We start from the raw sequence: 18,286 nt of genomic DNA on the forward strand, positions 1-18,286 counted from the left end.
ACGGAGCTAGCATCGGGGTCTCAAGACGAGGTGAACGCCCCTTCTTCCGGCGCCATGATCTCGACCTCGGCGCCTGCGCGGACGGCGGTGTAGAAGCAGGTCCGGCGGTTGGTGTGGCAGGCGGGGCCGGTCTGGTCCACCAGCACCAGCAGGCAGTCGCGGTCGCAATCCAGCCGCATCTCGACCAGCCGCTGCACATGGCCCGAGCTTTCGCCCTTCACCCAGAAGGCCGCCCGCGAGCGCGACCAGTAGGTGACGCGGCCGGTGTCGAGCGTGCGCGCCACCGCCTCGGCGTTCATCCAGGCCAGCATCAGCACCTCGCCCGAGGCATGGTCCTGCGCGATGGCCGGGATCAGGCCGTTCGCGTCGAAACGCAGGGTCGCGGGGTCGAACATCGGTTTTCCTTTCACGCTCGGATGCCTATCTAGCGGGCGGACGGTGTGGGGAAAAGCGATGGCCGACGACGATCTGATGGCGCTGTATTCGCGCAGGCTGCTGGCGCTGGCGGCGGATATCCCGCACCTGGGCCGCCTGCCCGCGCCGACCGGATCGGCCACGCGCCGCTCGCCCCAATGCGGGTCCACGGTGACGGCGCATGTGGTCGTCGCGGATGGCGTTGTGACTGATTTTGCGCAGGAGGTGCGGGCCTGCGCGCTGGGGCAGGCCTCGGCCGCCGTGCTGGGCGGCGCGGTCCTTGGGCGGACTCCGGCGGAACTTGCGGCGGGCCGCGATGCGCTGCGGGCCATGCTGACCGAGGGCGCGCCTGCGCCGGACGAACCCTTCGCCGCGGCCGAGGCACTGACGCCGGCGCGGGACTTCCCGAACCGGCACGCCTCGATCCTGCTGGCCTGGGAGGCCGCGGCCGAGGCCGCGGGCGCCTAGACGGGCGGAGAGGTCCGCTCGGGGTTGATGCCCGCAAGTTCGCGGAACTCGGGCGGGGCGCGGCCCAGCAGTTCCTCGGCCAAGTCGCGGCCCATCTCGATGCCGTCGCTGACAAGCCCGCGCCGCTCGCCCCGGACCGACAGCGAGCCGTCGGGCAGCAGGATCTCGCCCCGCAGCCACAGGTTCTCGCCGTCAAGCTCGGCCAAGCCCGCCAAGGGCGTCTCGCAGGAGCCGTCGAGGCGGCGCAGGAAGGCGCGTTCCGCCGTCACCCGCAGCGTCGTGGGCAGGTCCGAGATGGCGGCCAGCATCGCCGCCGCGATCACGTCGTCCTTGCGCCGTTCCACTCCGATGGCGCCTTGCGCCACGGCGGGCAACATCTCCTCGGGCGTAATCGCGCTGCGGACCACGTCCAGCATCCCCAGCCGCGTCAGGCCCGCCATGGCGAGAAAGGTCGCCTCGGCCACGCCCTCATCGAGCTTGCGCATCCGCGTCTGCACGTTGCCCCGGAACTCGACCAGCGTCAGGTCGGGGCGGTAATGGATCAGCTGCGCCCGGCGCCGCAGACTCGATGAGCCGACGGGCGTGCCCGCCGGAAGCTCGGCGATGGAACCCCAGCGGCGGCTGACGAAGGCGTCGCGCACGTCCTCGCGCGGCAGGTAGCAGTCAATGATCAGCCCCTCGGGCTGCAGGACCGGCATGTCCTTCATCGAGTGGACGGCGATGTCGATGCGTTGGTCGAGCAGCGCGTCCTCGATCTCGCGGGTGAACAGGCCCTTGCCGCCGATCTCGCGCAGCGGGCGGTCCAGCACGCGGTCGCCGGTGGTCTTGATGACCACGATCTCGAAGGCATCCGCGGGCAGGTCATGCGCGGCGGCCAGCCGGTCGCGCGTCTCATGCGCCTGCGCGAGCGCGAGCGCCGAGCCGCGCGTGCCGATCCGAAGCGGGCGGTCGGGGGTGGGTAAAGCGTCCATGCGCGATGGGTTATCCCTGCCCCGTCCGCTTGACAACCATGCTGCGGCGGAAGGGCGCAGGCCAGCGGCCGCGACCTGCCAAGCTTGCAAGCCGGGCGCGGCCTTGCGACAAGGCCGCATGACACAGGATCCTCGCCCCGAACCGCAGAAAAGCCCCGCCAAGACCATCCTGCGCGCCCTTGCCGGCGAGCGCCAGCCGGTGCCGCCGATCTGGATGATGCGGCAGGCCGGGCGCTACCTGCCCGAATACCGCGCGACCCGGGCGCAGGCGGGGGATTTCCTGTCGCTCTGCTACACGCCGGACCTCGCGGCCGAGGTGACGCTGCAGCCCATTCGCCGCTATGGCTTCGACGCGGCGATCCTGTTCGCGGACATCCTGCTGATCCCGCAGGCGCTGGGGATGGACCTGTGGTTCGTGACGGGCGAAGGTCCGCGCCTGTCCACCATCACCACCCCCGAGGAACTGGCCGCCCTGAAACCGGCGGAGGCGATCCACGAGACGCTGTCGCCCGTCTATGAGACCGTCCGCATCCTGTCGCGGGAACTCCCGCGCGAGACGACCCTGATCGGCTTCGCGGGCGCGCCCTGGACCGTGGCGACCTACATGATCGCCGGGCGCGGCACGCGCGACCAGGGACCGGCCCATGCGCTGAAGCAGGCCGACCGCGCCACCTTCCAGGGGATCATCGACCGGGTGACCGAGGCCACGATCCTTTACCTGTCCGCGCAGATCGAGGCGGGGGCCGAGGTCGTCAAGCTGTTCGACAGCTGGGCGGGCAGCCTGCACGGGCAGGACTTCGACGATTTCGCGGTCGCGCCCGCGCGCCGGATCATCGCCGCATTGAAAGAGCGTCATCCGCATGTCCCCGTGATCGCCTTCCCCCGCGAGGCGGGCGACCGTTACATCGGCTTCGCCAAGGCCACGGGGGCCGATTGCGTGGCGCTGGACAACTCGGTCTCGGCCGAATGGGCGGCGCGGAACGTGCAGGTCGATGGCTGCGTGCAGGGAAATCTCGCGCCCGGGCACATGGTCACGGGCGGGCCGGCGCTGGTGGATGCCACGCGAGCCATTGTCCGGGCCTTTGCGGGCGGGCCGCATATCTTCAACCTTGGCCACGGGATCACGCCGGACGCAAACCCCGAGAACGTGGCGCTGATGATCCAGACGGTGCGCGAGGGCGCCTGAGCCGATGTGGGTCGCCGCGACCCTGATCGCCTCGCTGGCGCAGACGGGACGCAACGCGGCGCAGGCGGGGCTGACCGCGCGCATCGGGACCATGGGCGCGACAGGCGTCCGGTTCCTCTTCGGCCTGCCCTTCGCGATTCTGTTCCTGGGCCTCGTGGCGCTCGTCGAACCGGTGCCCATGCCGAACATGACCGCCCTCGGCTATGCCGCAATGGGCGCCGTGTCGCAGGTGGCGGCGACGGCGCTGATGCTGACGGCCATGCAGCGGCGGGGCTTCGCGGTGGCGACCGCGCTGATCAAGACCGAGCCGGTGACGCTCGCCATCCTCGGCGCGGCCCTGCTGGCCGAGCCGCTGAGCCCGGCCCGCCTCGGCGCCATCGCCGTGGCGACCGCCGGGGTACTGGCGATGTCGGGCGCGGGCTGGCGGCGGGCAGGCGCGGGTCCGGTCGCGCTAGCCGTGCTGGCGGGCGGGCTGTTCGGCCTGTCGGCGATCGGCTTTCGCGGTGGCATCCTGTCGCTGCCCCATGGCGGCGAGCTGATCCGGGCGACCACGATCCTCGTGCTGTCTCTGACGCTGCAGACGGCGCTGGTGGGCGCATGGCTCGCCCTGCGCGACCGCCCTGCCATGCACGGGATGCTGGGCGCGTGGCGCGAGTCGCTGGGCGCGGGCTTCCTTGGCGCGCTCGCCTCGCAGTTCTGGTTCCTGGCCTTCGCCCTTGCGCCCGCGGCCAACGTGCGGACGCTGGCTCTGGTCGAGGTGGTCTTCGCCGCCGCCATCTCGCGTCACCGCCGCGAGGCGATGGGTCCGCGCCAGCTTGCCGGCATGGCACTGATCGTCGGGGGCGTGGGCTGGCTTCTGTGGGCGGCGCGCTGAGCGCTCAGACCCACTTCGCCAGCGGCGGCAGGCTCATGAGCACGGCATCGGCGTTGTGGCCGGTTTCCAGCCCGAACTTGGTGCCCCGGTCGTAGACGAGGTTGTATTCGGCATAAAGCCCGCGGTGGATCAGCTGGGCGTCCCGGTGCTCGGGCTCCCATTCCTGCACCATGCGGCGGCGGACCAGCGGGACGAAGGCGGGCAGGAAGGCCTCGCCCACCGCGCGGGTAAAGGCGAAGTCGGCCTGCCAGTCGCCGGTGTTCAGGTCGTCGTAGAAGATCCCGCCGACGCCACGGGCGCGCCCGCGATGGGGGATGAAGAAATACTCGTCCGCCCAGGCCTTGAAACGGTCGTAGTAATCCGCCCCGTGGGGGGCGCAGGCCGCGCGCAGGGTCTCGTGGAAATGCGCCGTGTCCTCGGGATATTCGAGGCAGGGGTTCAGGTCCGCCCCGCCCCCGAACCACCAGGCCGAGGGCGTCCAGAACATGCGGGTGTTCATGTGGACGGCGGGCGCGTGCGGGTTCTGCATGTGGGCGACCAGGCTGATGCCGCTGGCCCAGAAGCGCGGATCCTCGGCGATCCCCGGTACGCCGCGCGCGGCCATGGCGGATTGCGCACGTGGGGCGAGCGTCCCATGGACCTCGGACCAGTTCACGCCGACCTTCTCGAAGACGCGGCCCCCGCGCATGACGGACATGATCCCGCCGCCGCCGTCCTCGGCCCGCTCGGTCGGGGTGACGGTGAAATGGCCAGCAGGCGCGTCCGAAATCGCCTCCTCCTCCAGCCCCTCGAAGGCGGCCACGATGGTGTCGCGCAAGGACCGGAACCATTCGGCCGCGGCGCGGCGCTCGTCACTCATGTCCATGAAGCGGCCCCTTTCGTGAATTGCGGCACCGGGCGGGCCGCGCTAGCATTCCCCCAACCTGATTAGAGGCGCCGCCGATGAGCCGCAACCTGACCCTGACCGCGCTGGCCTGCCTGGCGCTTGTGGCCTGCGGGACGCCGCAGGAACAATGCATCAGCCGGAACACCGACGAATACCGCACCGTCTCGCGCCTGCTGGCCCAGGTCGAGGGGAACCTCGCGCGTGGCTATGCCTGGGACGAGCGGGTGGTCACGCGGACCGAGCTCGACTTCTGCCCCACGATCCTGCGCAACAAGGATGGCGACCGCGTGCTGGTGCAGCGCAGTTGCTGGCGCGACGTGGCGGACACGGAACGTTTCCGGGTGCCGATCGACCCGGTGGTCGAGCAGCGCAAGGCCGAGAACCTGCGCGCCCGGCTGGCCGCGCTGCGCCCGAACGCCGAACGCGCCGTCCAGGCCTGCCGCGCGGCCTATCCTGAGGAAGGCTAGCGCCGCTTCGGCCGTCCCGCGCCGGTCGCGGTGATGACCTTGAAGCGGTTGTCGCCGCCGATCTCCTGCACGTCCGCGAACAGCTCGGACAGCGCGGCCTCGTAGGGCAGGTGCCGGTTCGCAACCATCCAGAGCCGCCCGGCCCCTGTCAGCAGCCCCGCCGCCGCGCGGATGAAGCGCGCGCCCAGATGCGGGTCGGGGCTGCGACCCTCGTGGAAGGGCGGGTTCATGACGACCCCGTTCACCGGCTCGGGCAGGCGGAAGGAGGTGGCATCGGCCCAGTGGAACTGCGCGCGCGGGTCGGTCACGTTGGCCTTCGCGCAGTCCAGCGCGGCATGGTCGGCCTCGACAAGGTGCAGCACCTCGACGCCGGGGTGCTTGAGAACCTGCGCCGAAAGCCAGCCCCAGCCCGCGCCCAGATCGACCATGCGCGTGGGCAGCCGGTCGGGCAGGCAAGCCGCCAGCGCGACCGATGCCGGGTCTGGCCCGTCCGCCGAAAACACGCCCGGCGCGGTGACGAAGCCGCCGTCCACCGTCCGCTCGGCACCCTTCCAGTCAGGGGGCAGCCAGTCGCCGCCCGGCACGGTCACGCGGAAGATCTTTCCATGCGCGCGGGACTGCACCTGATCGACCGGGGCCAGCCCCCGCAATTCGCGCAGCATGGCATCGACGCCGTTTGTCTTCTGACCGTCGATCCACAGCGCCGCACCCTCGTCCAGCGCCCCTGCGGCGGCGGCGACACGCGCCCGCGCCTCGGCCCGCGCGCGGGGCAGGAAGACCACGGCGGCGTCCGCCCGGCCGTTCACCGCAGTCTGAACGCGGAATCCCTGCGCAAGCGCCGAATCATGCGCGGGCCGAAAGCCCTGCACAACCGTGGTGCGAGCAGGGTCGAACTCCGCGAGGTCCCCCGGCCCTGCCCCGACGAGCAGCACCGCACCCTCGATCGGGTCGATCAATTCAAGACGAGAGCCCGCCACTTATTCCTTTTCCATCGTGCATTGCAGCGGATGCTGCTGGCGGCGCGCAAGCTCCATCACCTGCGCGACCTTGGTTTCGGCGATCTCGTGGGAAAACACGCCGACAACCGCCACGCCCTTGCGATGGACGGTCAGCATGATCTCGATCGCCTGGGCATGGGTCATGCCGAACAGCCGTTCGAGAATATGGACCACGAACTCCATCGGCGTGAAATCGTCATTCAGCAACAGCACCTTGTAAAGCGGCGGGCGCTGGGTCTTGGGCTTGGTCTTTGTGGCGAGATCGACGTCTTCCCTGCCTTTCGAGGGAGGGTCGATCATGCGCGGGGAATCGGTCGTCTGCGTCACGAGCGGCAAGTCCTGAATGGGCGGGTTGCCTGCGAATATAGGGCCGGCGCGGCGCAAGGGAAAGGCTGACGAACCCTGCGGACCCGAAACGCTGACGTCATGGCAAATACGCGGTTCCCGCAGCGCGTGTGGCGTGTTATTCTCGGCTTGTTAAGGAAGGGCGTGCAATCAAGAACGCGCCCGCAGGCAGAGAGACCGGGACAGTGCAAATTCTTCATCGAACCCTGATCGCGGGGTGGATTGCCCTGGTTGGCGCCCTTGTGCCGCTGACCGCGTCCGCCGCGCCCTTCGCCGCCCATGTCATGGACGGGCGCACGGGCAAGGAGATCTATTCCCAGAATGCGGATGCCCGGCTGCATCCCGCGTCCCTGACAAAGATGATGACGCTCTACATGGCCTTCACGGCCATCGAGCGGGGGCAGGTCCGGCTGGACTCCAGGTTCACGGTGACGCCCCACGCGGCGGGCCAGCCGCCTTCGCGCCTCGGGCTGCGGGCGGGCCAGAAGATCGAGCTGCGCTATCTCATCCGCGCCGCTGCGGTCAAATCCGCCAACGACGCGGCCACCGCCATCGGCGAGGGGCTCGCGGGGTCCGAGGCGAAGTTCGGCCAGCAGATGACCGCCATGGCCCGCGCGCTGGGCATGAAGAACAGCAACTTCCGCAACGCCAACGGACTGACGCAGGAAGGGCATTATTCCTCGGCCCGCGACATGTCGGTTCTGGGGCGCCGGTTGTTCTACGATTTCCCGCAGTATTACTCGATCTTCTCACGCCGCTCGGCGGACGCGGGCATCGCCACCGTGTCCAGCACCAACAAGCGTTTCCTGGACAGCTACCAGGGCGCGGACGGGATCAAGACGGGCTACACGCGGGCTGCGGGCTTCAACCTGACCGCCTCGGCCCAGCGCGGCTCCAAGCGGATCATCGCCACGGTGCTGGGCGGTCAGTCCACGGCCCAGCGCAACGCGGTCATGGCGCAGCTTCTGGATACCGGCTTCGGCAAGGCGCCGACGCGCGTGAAGGAGATCCGCCCCGAGGCGCCCGCCTATATCGTGGAACGCAAGCGCAGCGTGCAGGTGGCCCGCGCCGAGCCGCAGGCGCGCCCGCCGGTGGCCGCGGCCCGGCCGGTGAAGGGATCGACCGTCCCGGTCGAGCCCGCCCGCCGTCAGGCCGAGGCGCCCGTGCAGCCCGCGGCAGCGCCTGTCCTGGCGCAGGCCAGCGTCGGCTCGGCCCGCCCCGCGCGCAAGCCCGCAGGCGCCCCGGCGTCCGTCAAGGTGGCCTCGGCCGAGCCCGCCGCGATCGAGGCGGCGGTCAAGCTCGCCACCGCCGACGCGGCTCCGCCCCCGGCCCCGCGTCCGGGCCCCGCCGCGCAGGCCAAGGCGCCGCGCACGCTGGGTTCCACCTTCGCGGCGGCCGAGCCGAAAGAGGCCGAGCCCGCTGGCATCGCGGTCCCGCGCGTCAGCACCAAGCTGCTGGCGGCTTCAAAGCCCGTGCGCAAGTCCGACGCGGTGATCCTTGCCGCGATGGAGGAAGAAGGCGACCGGTCCGAGCCCGAGGCGGTGCAGATCGTTTCGCGCCCCTCGACCAAGGGCCGCGGCAACCACGGCATCACGCTGGGACGCTTCAAGACCAAGGCCGAGGCCGAGCAGCTTCTGCTGCGCATCGCCCTTCAGGAAAGTGCCGTTCTGAACAACGCCACCCGCCGCGTCGGCAACACCCCCAAGGGATGGGAGGCGAACTTCTCGGGCCTGACCCGCGACGCGGCGCAGCTTGCCTGCGACAAGCTCGCCGCCCGCTCGCAGCGCTGCACGGTGCTGGGGAACTGAGACGGCTCTGACCGCGACAAGGAAAGCCCGGCTTCGGCCGGGCTTTTCCGTTTCAGCACCGAGGCGATGAAGAGACGCTTGCTTGGGGGCCGGGTTCCGTCAGGCGCTGCCTTCAGGAGGGAAAGCCCTGCAACAGGAGTGCACGCGCGTGAAGGTCCAGCAGAACGGACAAGACGGGCCAAGCCAGACGACGAGTGCAGGATAGCGGGCCAGCCTCAGCCTCAGCCTCAGCCTCAGCCTCAGCCTCAGCCTCAGCCTCAGCCTCAGCCGAAGGCAGCAGCTTTGCTGATCGACTGCAAGGAAGGCAGAGCACGGAGGGGCCTGCCCTGTTATGGACAGGGCGCGGCATCACCGCCAGTCCGGCATGGAGGTGCCTGTCCTCTGCCCATGGTGAAGGCTGACAGCTTTGCAGGTTGTCGCCCCGAGGGAAGGGGTCAGCTACCGCCTTGAGCGGAGCGAGTCCGCACCAGCACACTTCACTGCCCCGGAAGTCTGAAAGGGGAACCGCTCCTCGAAGCTTAGCACGGCGGCCAAGGGAAGGCTTGAAACGCTGCGTGTGCGAGGCGCGGACTTCCATGTGGGACCGGCTCGCCCTGCCTCTCAACCCGATGGCCTCACGGCTTGGGGTGGTCATCCCATTCGTCGCTGAGGATGCGCTGGGCGTCACCCTTGGGGTCCTCGTACTGCCGGTTGCGCAGCGCCCAGACGAATGCCGCGAGGCCAAGGCCTCCCAGGCCCAGCGAGACGGGGATCAGATAGACCAGAACCTCCATCAGCGCAGCCTCAGCGCGTTCAGGGTGACGCTGACCGAACTCAGCGACATGGCCAGCGCGGCGATCAGGGGCGTGGCGAGCCCCGCAAGTGCAAAGGGCACGGCGACCACGTTGTAAAGGATCGACAGCGCGAAGTTCTCCCGGATCCGCCGGATCGAGGCGCGAGCCACACCCACGGCATCCGCGACAGGGCCGAGGTCCTTGCCGACCAGCACCATGTCCGATGCAACGCGCGCCGCGTCCAGCGCGCTCGCCGGCGAGATCGACGCATGGGCCGAGGCCAGCGCCGCCGTGTCGTTCAGACCGTCGCCCACCATCAGGACATGCCGGCCCTGTGCGGACAGTTCGGCCACGGTCGCGGCCTTGTCCTGCGGAGTGACGGTGGCCCGCCACTCCTCGACGCCAAGTCGTGCGGCGATGTCGCGCACGGCGCCTGCGCCGTCGCCCGACAGGATCATCACCCGCAGGCCGGCATGGCGCAGCCGGGCCACCGCCTTGTCCGCACCCGGGCGCAGGCTGTCGGTGAAGTCGATGCGGTGTACCCGGGCGCCGATCCGCAGCCAGGTCGCGGCGCCGGGCGCCTCGTCATCGGCCCCCACCCAGTCGGCGCGTCCAAGCCGCACGGGGCGGCCCTGCCAGCGCGCCTCGACGCCATAACCGGGCACCTCGCGCAGGTCCTCGACCTCGGCGGCCAGCCCCGCGATCCCGGCGACGATGGCGCGGGACAGGGGATGGGCCGAGCCACCTGCAAGCGCCAGCGCCACGGCGCGGCCTTCGGCATCGAGATCGGCCGCGGCCACCTGCGGCGTGCCCATCGTGAGGGTGCCGGTCTTGTCGAAGACGACGGTATCGACCTCGGCCAGACGCTCCAGCGCGGTGCCATCCTTGATCAGCAGCCCTTCGCGGAACAGCCGTCCCGAGGCGGCGGTGATTACTGCAGGGACAGCCAGCCCGAGGGCGCAGGGGCAGGTGATGATCAGCACCGCCGCCGCCACGTTCACGGCCACGCGCACGTCGCGGGTCATCCAGAACCAGCCGATGAAGCTCGCCAGCGCCAGGAGGTGGACGGCGGGCGCATAGCTGCGGCTCGCCCGGTCGGCGATCGAGGTATATCGGCCGCGCGCCGATTCCGCCGCCGCGACCAGAGCGGTCAGGCGGGACAGCGAGCTGTCGCGTCCGGCGGCCGTCACCTGCAGCGTCAGGGGGCCGGTCAGGTTCACCTCGCCCGACGACAGGGCGTCGCCGGGACGCGCGGCGATGGGCACCGACTCGCCGGTCAGCAGCGAGCGGTCGATCTCGGACGCGCCCGCCGTCACCACCCCGTCCGCCGGGACGCGGCCGCCGGGACGCACGAGGATCAGGTCGCCCGGCCGCAGGTCGGCCACGGGCACGGCTTCCTCGGCGCCTTCGCGCAGCAGGATGGCGCGGGGAACCTCAAGCGCGGTCAGTTCCTCGGCGGCCGAGCGGGCCACGGCGCGGGTGCGATAGTCGAGGTAGCGGCCGACCAGCAGGAAGAAGCACAGCATCACCACGCCGTCGAAATAGGCGTGGGGGCCGCTGTTCCAGGTCTCGAAGACCGAGATGGCGCTGGCGAGGATCAGCGCGAGAGAGATCGGCACGTCCATGCCGAGCCGCCCGGCGCGCAGCGCCCGCCAGGCGCTGGCGAAGAAGGGTTGGCCCGAGAAAGCCACGGTCGGCAGGGCGATGGCGCCCGAGATCATGTGGAACAGGTCGCGGGTCGCGGCATCCGCCCCCGACCAGACCGCGACCGACAGGATCATGATGTTCATGGAGGCAAAGCCCGCGACCCCGATCCGCATCAGGAGGTCGCGTCCGCGCCGGTCTGCCTCGGTCGCGGTCAGCGCTCCGGGGTCAAGCTCATGCGCCTCGTAGCCGATGCGGTCCAGCGCCGGGATCAGGTCGTCGGCCGTAACCCCCTCGGCGTCCACGACCACGCGGCGCAGGGACAGGTTCACCCGCGCGGCGCGCACGCCCGGCACGGCGGACAGCGCCCGTTCCACGTCGGTGATGCAGGCCGCGCAATGGGCAGTCGGCAGCGACAGGATCACGTCGCCCCGCACCGGCCCCGTGCGCGCCAGCCGACCCGCCAGGGGCGCCACGTCGCAGGCGGGACAGGCGCTGAGGCGGCTTTCGAAGTCGGTGGAAACGTCCGTCATCACTTCACCCGGCTGCCCGAGAAATGGTCGATGCGCTGGCGGAAGACCGTCCCGTCCCAAGCCTCGGCCGTCACGTTGATGTTCCAGATGCCGGGCGCCAGCGTCAACGGCGCCCGGAAGATGCCGTTTTCGTAGATGAAGCGCGGGGTCTGGTCCTCGCGCACATGGGTCGGGCGGCCGACGGTGGCCGACAGCGACCTGATGCGGGCGGGGTTGCCCTGCGCGTCCTGGACCACCAACGTCAGCTCGCGCCCGTCGTATTCGGGCGTGACGGTCCAGCCGAGCGCCGCTTGCGCGGCCCGCTCGCGGTCGAAGCGCTGCGAGGCCACGTAGCTGTTCGGCGTCTCGAGCCCCGGGAAGGTGCTGACGGCCTTGAAGGCCATCACCATGTTCACGGCAATGATGACGCCGAAGGCTGCCAGCGTGATGGCCAGCACATGCCGGCCGGTCAGTTCCCGCGCCATCCTCAGCGCTCCGTTCCCTGGAAGACCGTCTCGACCGCGGCCCGGCGGCCCGAATCCAGGTCCTCGATCCACATGGTCAGCGGCGTCTGGCCACCCGAGGCAAGCGCCGAGCCCGGCTCGGCGGTCAGGTAGACGCGCTGGGCGAAGGTCTCGTCCGCAGGCACCGTCACTGTCTCACGGTCGCCTTCCAGCGCGACCACGACATCCGGCAGCGGCGTGCCATCGGCGGTCTCCGCGCCCACGGCGAAGGCCTTTTCCTCGCCCTGCATGTTGCGCAGCCGCAGCTCGTAGGTGTTGCGGATCGAGCCGTCGGCCATGGTGACGTACAGCGGGTTCCTGACCGGCGAGACGTTCAGGTCGTAGGGCGCGCGCAGGAACAGCGCCACGATCAGCCCCACGCCGATCGCCCCCCACAGGGTGAAATACAGCAGCGGCCGCGGGCGCAGGACATGCCGCCAGAGCGACTCGCCCTCCTGCCCCGTCTTTTCGGCGCTTTCGTCCTTGAGCGCCATGTAGTCGATCAGCCCGCGCGGCTTGCCGATCTTCGCCATCACGTCGTCGCAGGCGTCGATGCACAGCGCGCAGGTGATGCATTCCAGCTGCTGGCCCTCGCGGATGTCGATGCCCATGGGGCAGACGTTCACGCAGGCCAGGCAGTCGATGCAGTCGCCCTTGAGCGCGGTCGGGCTGTCGGACTTGGTGGGTTGCCCCTTGGCGATCTTGCCGCGCGGCTCGCCCCGCCATTCGCGATAGGCGACGGTCAGGGTGTTCTCGTCCATCATAGCGCCCTGGATGCGGGGCCAGGGGCAGGCGTAGATGCAGATCTGCTCGCGCGCGAAGCCACCGAAGAAGAAGGTGGTGGCGGTCATGATGGCGATGGTGGTGTAGGCGACGGGATGGGCGTTCAGCGTGACGAGGTCGCGCAGAAGCGTGGGCGCGTCGGCGAAGTAGAAGACCCAGGCACCGCCGGTCAGCAAGCCGATCAGCAGCCAGGCCGCCCATTTGGTCGCGCGTAGGCGGACCTTGCGGGCATCCCAGCCCTGCTCATACAGGCGGATGCGGGCGTTGCGGTCGCCCTCGATCCGGCGCTCGACCATCATGAAGAGGTCTGTCCAGACAGTCTGAGGGCAGAAATAGCCGCACCAGACCCGGCCCAAGACCGAGGTGAACAGGAACAGGCCAAGGCCCGCCATGATCAGAAGGCCCGCCACGAAATAGAACTCGTGCGGCCAGATCTCGATCCAGAAGAAGAAGAAGCGGCGGTTCGCCAGATCGACCAGAACGGCCTGGTCGGGCATCCCCGGCCCCCGGTCCCAGCGGATCCAGGGGGTGATGTAGTAGATGCCCAGCGTGACCGCCATGAGCACCCATTTGAGGTTGCGGAACTGGCCCCGGACACGGCGCGGGAAGATCGGCTCGCGCGCCGCATAAAGGCGGGGGGGTTCCTGCTCGATCGTGGACATGCTCGACTCCTGATGGGCAGGAAACGGGCGCACCGCCCTGCCGGACCGGCGGTTGACCTGCAACGCGCCGCGAGCCCGTCATATAGGAGGGAACCCGGCCGATTTCAGGGACCGTTTGTCGCACCCCCCGCCGGCAACCGCGTCGCCGCCGGGATTGTTGCTGTTCAGGACCGGCCCCCCGGAAACGCGCGAATGGATCGGGGGGCCGGCAGCCCCTGCCTTGCGGCAGGGGCGTCCGGTGGGACGAAGGCGCTACTCGCCGCCGCCCAGGCCGTGGACATAGGTCGCCACGGCGCGGATCTCGGCCTCGCTGAGGCGGTCAGACCAGGCGGGCATGACGCCGAAGGGGCCGTCATGGATGATCCTGTGGATCGTCGCCTCGTCCGGCTGGCCGTCCCTGTTGTAAAGCCACACGGCGTCCGTCAGGTTCGGCGCGCCCTGGCTGCGGTCGCCGGTCCCGTCCTCCATGTGGCAGGCCGAGCAGTTGTCCTGGAAGACCGTCGCGCCCTCGGCGGCCTGCGCCTCGTCATGGGGCAGGTTCCCCAGCGCCAGAACGTGCTGGGTGACCTGCTGGATCTGCGCGTCGTCGAGGATGCCGTCCACGCCGAACTTGGGCATCTCCGAATAGCGGGTGTCGGCGTCTTCCGGGCTGCGGATGCCGTGCAGCAGGGTCAGGTGGATGTCCTCGACCGTGCCGCCCCACAGCCAGTCGTTGTCCAGCAGATTGGGATAGCCGGGGTTCCCGGCCGCGCCCGCCCCGTGGCACTGCGCGCAATAGGTGCGGAAGATCGAGGCGCCCGCGTTGTTGGCGTAGTTCAGCAGATCGGGACTGGACGGGATGTCCGAAAGGTTCGCGGCCACCAGCTGCGTCTCGATCGGGGCGTTCGTCTCGTCGAACTGCCGGATCTCCTGGGCGACCACCTCGCGCTGGGTGGTGCCCAGCAGGCCCGAGGTGTTGTCGCGGATCAGCGGGATCGCCGGATAGGCGATCACGTAGCCCAGCGCCCATACGATGGTGGCGTAGAAGGTCCACAGCCACCAGCGCGGCAGCGGGTTGTCGTATTCCTCGATCCCGTCCCAGCTGTGGCCGGTGGACTTGACCTCGGCCGCCTTCCTGCCCGGGCGGCGGGTGACCTTGCGGCGCCCGTCGCGTTCGCCCCGCGGCTTCACGCCCGTCAGCACCTCGGGCATGTTCTCGACGATCTGCTCGGCGTTTTCTCGGTCGGCCTTGCGCCGGTCCACCGAGATGCGGTTTTCCGGGTTGGCAGGGGACTCGTGCGGGTCGTTCAGGTCGGCGCCGATGTTCTCGGCAACCTCACGCTCGCGCGGGGTCGGGGGCGGGTTCTCGTCTTTCGGATCGGCCATCACTCGACCTCCTTGCGGTTCGCCCCGGTCTCGGCCTCGGTGGGCTCGGGGGCGGGTCTTGTCTCGTTGCGGAAGATGCTCTCGGCGGCGTCGCGGTGCAGCCGGCGCGAGCCGGGCCGCCACACGAACAGGACCACGCCAATGAACACCAGGGTCAGCGCCAGCAGCACCCAGCTGTCGGCAAGCTGGCGCAGGAAGGAATAGCGGTCCATTCCCCCGGCACCCTCAGCGATGCTCGTCCGGCTGGAAGGTCGAGAAGTCGACCATCGTCCCCAGGACCTGCAGATAGGCGATCAGCGCGTCCATCTCGGTCACGCCCGCCTGGCGGTCGAAGTTGCGCGCCTGCGCGCCGGGATAGCGTTCCTGCAGCCCCGAGGCGTCCAGGTCGGGGTCCGCCTGCGCCAGGAAGTCGGCGCGGGCCTCGGTCACCATGTCGTCGCTGTAGGGCACGCCCACGCGGCGGTCGGCGACCAGCCGGTCCTCGACATAGGCCGGGTCGATCTGGCGGTGACGCAGGAAGGAATAGCCCGGCATGATCGATTCCGGCACGACCGAGCGCGGGTCGTTCAGGTGGTCGATGTGCCATTCGTCCGAATAGCGCCCGCCCACACGGGCCAGGTCAGGCCCGGTGCGCTTGGACCCCCACTGGAAGGGGTGGTCGTACATCGATTCCGCGGCCAAGCTGTAATGGCCGTAGCGCTCGACCTCGTCCCGCATGGGGCGGATCATCTGGCTGTGGCAGACATAGCAGCCCTCGCGGACATAGATGTCGCGGCCCGTCAGCTCGAGCGGGGTGTAGGGGCGCATCCCCTCCACCTTCTCGATGGTGTTTTCCAGGTAGAACAGGGGGGCGATCTGGACGATGCCGCCGATGGTCACCACGAGGAACGAGAACACCAGAAGCAGTGTCGCGTTCTTCTCGAGGATCTTGTGGTGGTCGAGAATGGCCATGAAAGATCCCCTTCCTTATTCGGCCGGAACGGCAACGCGGTTCGACGCGATGCGCGGCTGCCTGGCGACCGTGGCCCAGAGGTTCCAGGCCATGATGATCCCGCCGGCCAGGTAGAAGACGCCACCCAGCGTGCGGACGACCAGCATCGGATACTTGGCGATGACGGTGTCGGCGAAGGCGTTGACCAGGAAGCCCTGGCTGTCGACCTCGCGCCACATCAGGCCTTCCATGATGCCCGACACCCACATGGACGAGGCGTAGAGCACGAGGCCGATGGTCGCGAGCCAGAAGTGCCAGCTGACGGCGGCGGTCGAATACAGCCGCTCACGTCCCCAGAGGCGCGGCGTCAGGTAGTAGAGCGCGCCGAAGGTGATCATGCCGTTCCAGCCCAGCGCGCCGGAATGGACGTGGCCAATAGTCCAGTCGGTGTAGTGCGACAGCGAGTTGACGGCCTTGATCGACATCATCGGGCCTTCGAAGGTGGCCATGCCGTAGAAGCCGACGGCCACGACCATCATCCGCAGGATCGGGTCCGTCCGCAGCTTGTCCCAGGCGCCCGACAGCGTCATCAGGCCGTTGATCATGCCGCCCCACGAGGGCATCCACAGCATGATCGAGAAGACCATGCCCAGCGTCGCGGCCCATTCGGGCAGCGCGGTATAGTGCAGGTGGTGGGGGCCCGCCCAGATGTACATGAAGATCAGGGCCCAGAAGTGGATGATCGACAGCTTGTAGCTGTAGACCGGGCGCTCGGCCTGCTTGGGGATGAAGTAGTACATCATGCCCAGGAAGCCGGCGGTCAGGAAGAAGCCCACCGCGTTGTGGCCGTACCACCACTGGGTCATGGCGTCCTGCACGCCCGCGAAGAGCGGCACCGACTTGGACCCGAACAGGCTGACCGGCATCGCCAGGTTGTTGACGATGTGCAGCATCGCGATGGTCACAATGAAGGCCAGGTAGAACCAGTTGGCCACGTAGATGTGCGGCTCGCGCCGCTTCATGATCGTGCCGAGATAGATCAGCAGGTAGACGACCCAGACGATCGTCAGCCACAGGTCCACGTACCACTCGGGTTCGGCGTATTCCTTGGAATGGGTCGCGCCCAGGATATAGCCCGTCGCCGCCAGGACGATGAACAGGTTGTAGCCCCAGAAGACGAACCAGCCGGCGTTGCCGCCCCACAGCCGCGTCGCGCAGGACCGCTGGACCACGTAGAACGAGGTGGCGATCAGGGCGTTGCCGCCGAAGGCGAAGATCACGGCCGAGGTGTGCAGCGGGCGCAGCTTGCCGAAGTTGGCAAAGCCCTCCAGCGCGTCCGAGAAGTTCAGCGACGGCCAGGCGAGCTGGGCGGCGATCACCACGCCCACGAGGAAGCCCACCACGCCCCAGAAGGCGGTGGCGATCACCCCGGCGCGGACAGGGCCGTCAAGGTATTCGGACGGCGCGCCGGCCAGCGCCAGCTTGCGGTCCGGGTTGTCCATGGCCCGCAGCACCCACAGGAACGCCAGCCCGGCGGCCAGCATCACTGTGAGGGCGTTGACCTGATATGCCAGATCGCGCGCATAGTTGGCGGCGATCGCGGCAAAGACCGCGATCACGCCAAGCACGATCAGCTTGAAGCTATCCCACATCGTGTTCGGTGTCCTTTGTCTGGAAACAGCGCAGGTCCGAATCGCCCGAGGGGCGATCCGGGTGGGCCGTCTTGGCCGTGACCTTTATGGGCGGAATGTGGTGCAAACCTTGATCTGGGTCAACAAAACGGGGCACCCCTGCATCATACTGTCACACCGCGATCCGCAGGGGCCGTCACAGCAGGAGCCAAGCCAATGGGATACAAGACCATCCTTACCGTCATCACCCAGGCCGGACAGACCGCGCAGCTTGAGGCGGCGGTGGCGCTGGCGCGGCGCGAGGACGCCCATCTCGAGGTCTTCGCCGTGGGCGTGGACCACACCCAGACCGGCTACTATTACGCGGGCGCATCCGCCTATGTCTTCCAGGAGGCGATCGACCGCGCGATGGCCGCGGCCGAGGCGCTGGAAACCGGGATCCGCGCCGAGCTCGCCCCCGAGGACATCCGCTGGTCGGTCGAAAGCGCGGTCGCCCAGATGGGCGGCGTCTCGACCCTGATCGCCATGCGGGCACGCTTTGCCGACCTGGTCGTGCTGGCAAAGCCCTATGGCCCGAAGGCCGCGCCCGATGCCGAGGCGGTGCTGGAAGCCTCGCTCTTCGAAGGCGGCGCCCCGGTGCTGGTCCTTCCGCACGAGAATGTCGCGGTCGAGACCCTGGGCAAGCGCGTCCTGGTGGCCTGGAACCAGTCGGACGAGGCGCTGCACGCCATCCGCCGCGCCCTGCCCGTCCTGAAGGCGGCCGAGGCGGTCGAGATCGCGGTCGTGGACCCCTCGCCCTATTCGCCCGAAGGCTCGGACCCCGGCGGGAAGCTCTGCCAGATGCTGACGCGCCACGGCGTCAAGGCCGAGATCGCGGTGCTGGCCAAGACCCTGCCCACCGTGACCGAGGTCCTGAACCGCCGGGCAGCGGAAAGCGGGGCGGACATGCTGGTCATGGGCGCCTACAGCAAGTCGCGCCTGCGCGAGGCGATCATGGGCGGCGCCACGCGCCACATGCTGGAACGCGCCACCCTGCCCGTCCTGATGGCCCGCTGAGCACGGACC

General features: G+C 69.3%; 19 protein-coding genes. 6 read left to right on the forward strand and 13 right to left on the reverse strand.

What is annotated here, in order from left to right:
• Window positions 1–20: 20 nt before the first annotated feature.
• The gene (gene hisI / locus BLQ03_RS07380; RefSeq protein ID WP_090754373.1) at window positions 21–395 is read right to left on the reverse strand and encodes a phosphoribosyl-AMP cyclohydrolase; all 375 of its coding nucleotides are present in this window, start codon (window positions 393–395) and stop codon (window positions 21–23) included.
• 58 nt (window positions 396–453) lie between these two features.
• On the opposite strand from hisI, the gene BLQ03_RS07385 reads away from it, so the two are divergent.
• Window positions 454–882 carry an iron-sulfur cluster assembly scaffold protein gene (locus BLQ03_RS07385; RefSeq protein WP_090754375.1) on the forward strand — a complete coding sequence of 143 codons (429 nt, stop codon included), beginning with the start codon at window positions 454–456 and terminating at the stop codon, window positions 880–882.
• Here BLQ03_RS07385 and hemC read toward each other — a convergent pair.
• The gene (hemC, locus tag BLQ03_RS07390; RefSeq protein ID WP_090754377.1) at window positions 879–1,853 is read right to left on the reverse strand and encodes a hydroxymethylbilane synthase; all 975 of its coding nucleotides are present in this window, start codon (window positions 1,851–1,853) and stop codon (window positions 879–881) included. The genes BLQ03_RS07385 and hemC overlap by 4 nt on opposite strands.
• Window positions 1,854–1,971: 118 nt before the next feature.
• On the opposite strand from hemC, the gene hemE reads away from it, so the two are divergent.
• Both hemE and BLQ03_RS07400 read left to right on the forward strand, forming a co-directional pair.
• Complete coding sequence (hemE, locus tag BLQ03_RS07395) at window positions 1,972–3,039, forward strand: uroporphyrinogen decarboxylase (protein WP_090754379.1); 1,068 nt, start codon at window positions 1,972–1,974, stop codon at window positions 3,037–3,039.
• Window positions 3,040–3,043: 4 nt separating this feature from the next.
• Window positions 3,044–3,913: a DMT family transporter gene (locus BLQ03_RS07400; RefSeq protein WP_090754381.1), complete on the forward strand. Its 870-nt coding sequence runs from the start codon at window positions 3,044–3,046 to the stop codon at window positions 3,911–3,913.
• A 4-nt stretch (window positions 3,914–3,917) separates the two neighbouring features.
• Here BLQ03_RS07400 and hemF read toward each other — a convergent pair whose 3' ends face one another.
• Window positions 3,918–4,778, reverse strand: coding sequence for an oxygen-dependent coproporphyrinogen oxidase (gene hemF, locus BLQ03_RS07405; RefSeq protein ID WP_090754382.1), 861 nt, complete (start codon window positions 4,776–4,778; stop codon window positions 3,918–3,920).
• Window positions 4,779–4,855: 77 nt separating this feature from the next.
• Between hemF and BLQ03_RS07410 the strand changes: the two genes are divergently transcribed.
• Window positions 4,856–5,266, forward strand: a complete 411-nt coding sequence (locus BLQ03_RS07410; RefSeq protein ID WP_090754384.1) for a hypothetical protein — start codon at window positions 4,856–4,858, stop codon at window positions 5,264–5,266.
• On the opposite strand, the gene BLQ03_RS07415 is transcribed toward BLQ03_RS07410, so the two are convergent.
• Window positions 5,263–6,243, reverse strand: coding sequence for a class I SAM-dependent methyltransferase (locus BLQ03_RS07415; RefSeq protein WP_090754386.1), 981 nt, complete (start codon window positions 6,241–6,243; stop codon window positions 5,263–5,265). The two genes, BLQ03_RS07410 and BLQ03_RS07415, sit on opposite strands and share 4 nt — an antisense overlap.
• Window positions 6,244–6,564, reverse strand: a complete 321-nt coding sequence (gene clpS, locus BLQ03_RS07420) for an ATP-dependent Clp protease adapter ClpS (protein WP_090754489.1) — start codon at window positions 6,562–6,564, stop codon at window positions 6,244–6,246. It lies immediately after the preceding gene.
• 230 nt (window positions 6,565–6,794) lie between these two features.
• Here clpS and BLQ03_RS07425 point away from each other — a divergent pair, with 230 nt between their 5' ends.
• Complete coding sequence (locus BLQ03_RS07425; RefSeq protein ID WP_342672012.1) at window positions 6,795–8,417, forward strand: serine hydrolase; 1,623 nt, start codon at window positions 6,795–6,797, stop codon at window positions 8,415–8,417.
• A gap of 614 nt (window positions 8,418–9,031) precedes the next feature.
• Here BLQ03_RS07425 and ccoS read toward each other — a convergent pair.
• The 8 genes from ccoS to ccoN all read right to left on the reverse strand — a co-directional run bounded on the left by ccoS (window position 9,032) and on the right by ccoN (window position 17,242).
• Window positions 9,032–9,190 (reverse strand): cbb3-type cytochrome oxidase assembly protein CcoS, encoded by a 159-nt coding sequence (gene ccoS / locus BLQ03_RS07430; RefSeq protein ID WP_090754388.1) that lies wholly within the window; start codon window positions 9,188–9,190, stop codon window positions 9,032–9,034.
• Window positions 9,190–11,367 (reverse strand): heavy metal translocating P-type ATPase, encoded by a 2,178-nt coding sequence (locus tag BLQ03_RS07435; RefSeq protein ID WP_090754389.1) that lies wholly within the window; start codon window positions 11,365–11,367, stop codon window positions 9,190–9,192. Before BLQ03_RS07435 ends, ccoS begins: the two co-directional genes overlap by 1 nt.
• On the reverse strand, window positions 11,367–11,831 hold the full coding sequence (locus BLQ03_RS07440) for a FixH family protein (protein ID WP_090754391.1): 465 nt from the start codon (window positions 11,829–11,831) through the stop codon (window positions 11,367–11,369). The genes BLQ03_RS07435 and BLQ03_RS07440 overlap by 1 nt, the downstream gene beginning before the upstream one ends.
• A 2-nt stretch (window positions 11,832–11,833) precedes the next feature.
• The gene (gene ccoG, locus BLQ03_RS07445) at window positions 11,834–13,294 is read right to left on the reverse strand and encodes a cytochrome c oxidase accessory protein CcoG (RefSeq protein ID WP_090754393.1); all 1,461 of its coding nucleotides are present in this window, start codon (window positions 13,292–13,294) and stop codon (window positions 11,834–11,836) included.
• A 252-nt stretch (window positions 13,295–13,546) separates the two neighbouring features.
• Window positions 13,547–14,485, reverse strand: a complete 939-nt coding sequence (ccoP, locus tag BLQ03_RS07450; RefSeq protein ID WP_245688719.1) for a cytochrome-c oxidase, cbb3-type subunit III — start codon at window positions 14,483–14,485, stop codon at window positions 13,547–13,549.
• Between the two features lie 173 nt (window positions 14,486–14,658).
• Window positions 14,659–14,871 carry a cbb3-type cytochrome c oxidase subunit 3 gene (locus BLQ03_RS07455; RefSeq protein ID WP_090754396.1) on the reverse strand — a complete coding sequence of 71 codons (213 nt, stop codon included), beginning with the start codon at window positions 14,869–14,871 and terminating at the stop codon, window positions 14,659–14,661.
• Window positions 14,872–14,884: 13 nt separating this feature from the next.
• Window positions 14,885–15,610 carry a cytochrome-c oxidase, cbb3-type subunit II gene (gene ccoO, locus BLQ03_RS07460; protein WP_090754398.1) on the reverse strand — a complete coding sequence of 242 codons (726 nt, stop codon included), beginning with the start codon at window positions 15,608–15,610 and terminating at the stop codon, window positions 14,885–14,887.
• 15 nt (window positions 15,611–15,625) lie between these two features.
• Window positions 15,626–17,242 (reverse strand): cytochrome-c oxidase, cbb3-type subunit I, encoded by a 1,617-nt coding sequence (gene ccoN / locus BLQ03_RS07465; protein ID WP_090754400.1) that lies wholly within the window; start codon window positions 17,240–17,242, stop codon window positions 15,626–15,628.
• A 195-nt stretch (window positions 17,243–17,437) separates the two neighbouring features.
• On the opposite strand from ccoN, the gene BLQ03_RS07470 reads away from it, so the two are divergent.
• Window positions 17,438–18,277 (forward strand): universal stress protein, encoded by an 840-nt coding sequence (locus tag BLQ03_RS07470; RefSeq protein ID WP_090754403.1) that lies wholly within the window; start codon window positions 17,438–17,440, stop codon window positions 18,275–18,277.
• Window positions 18,278–18,286 lie beyond the last annotated feature (9 nt).

It is taken from the genome of Paracoccus chinensis, assembly GCF_900102885.1.
Taxonomy (GTDB): Bacteria; Pseudomonadota; Alphaproteobacteria; order Rhodobacterales; family Rhodobacteraceae; genus Paracoccus; species Paracoccus chinensis.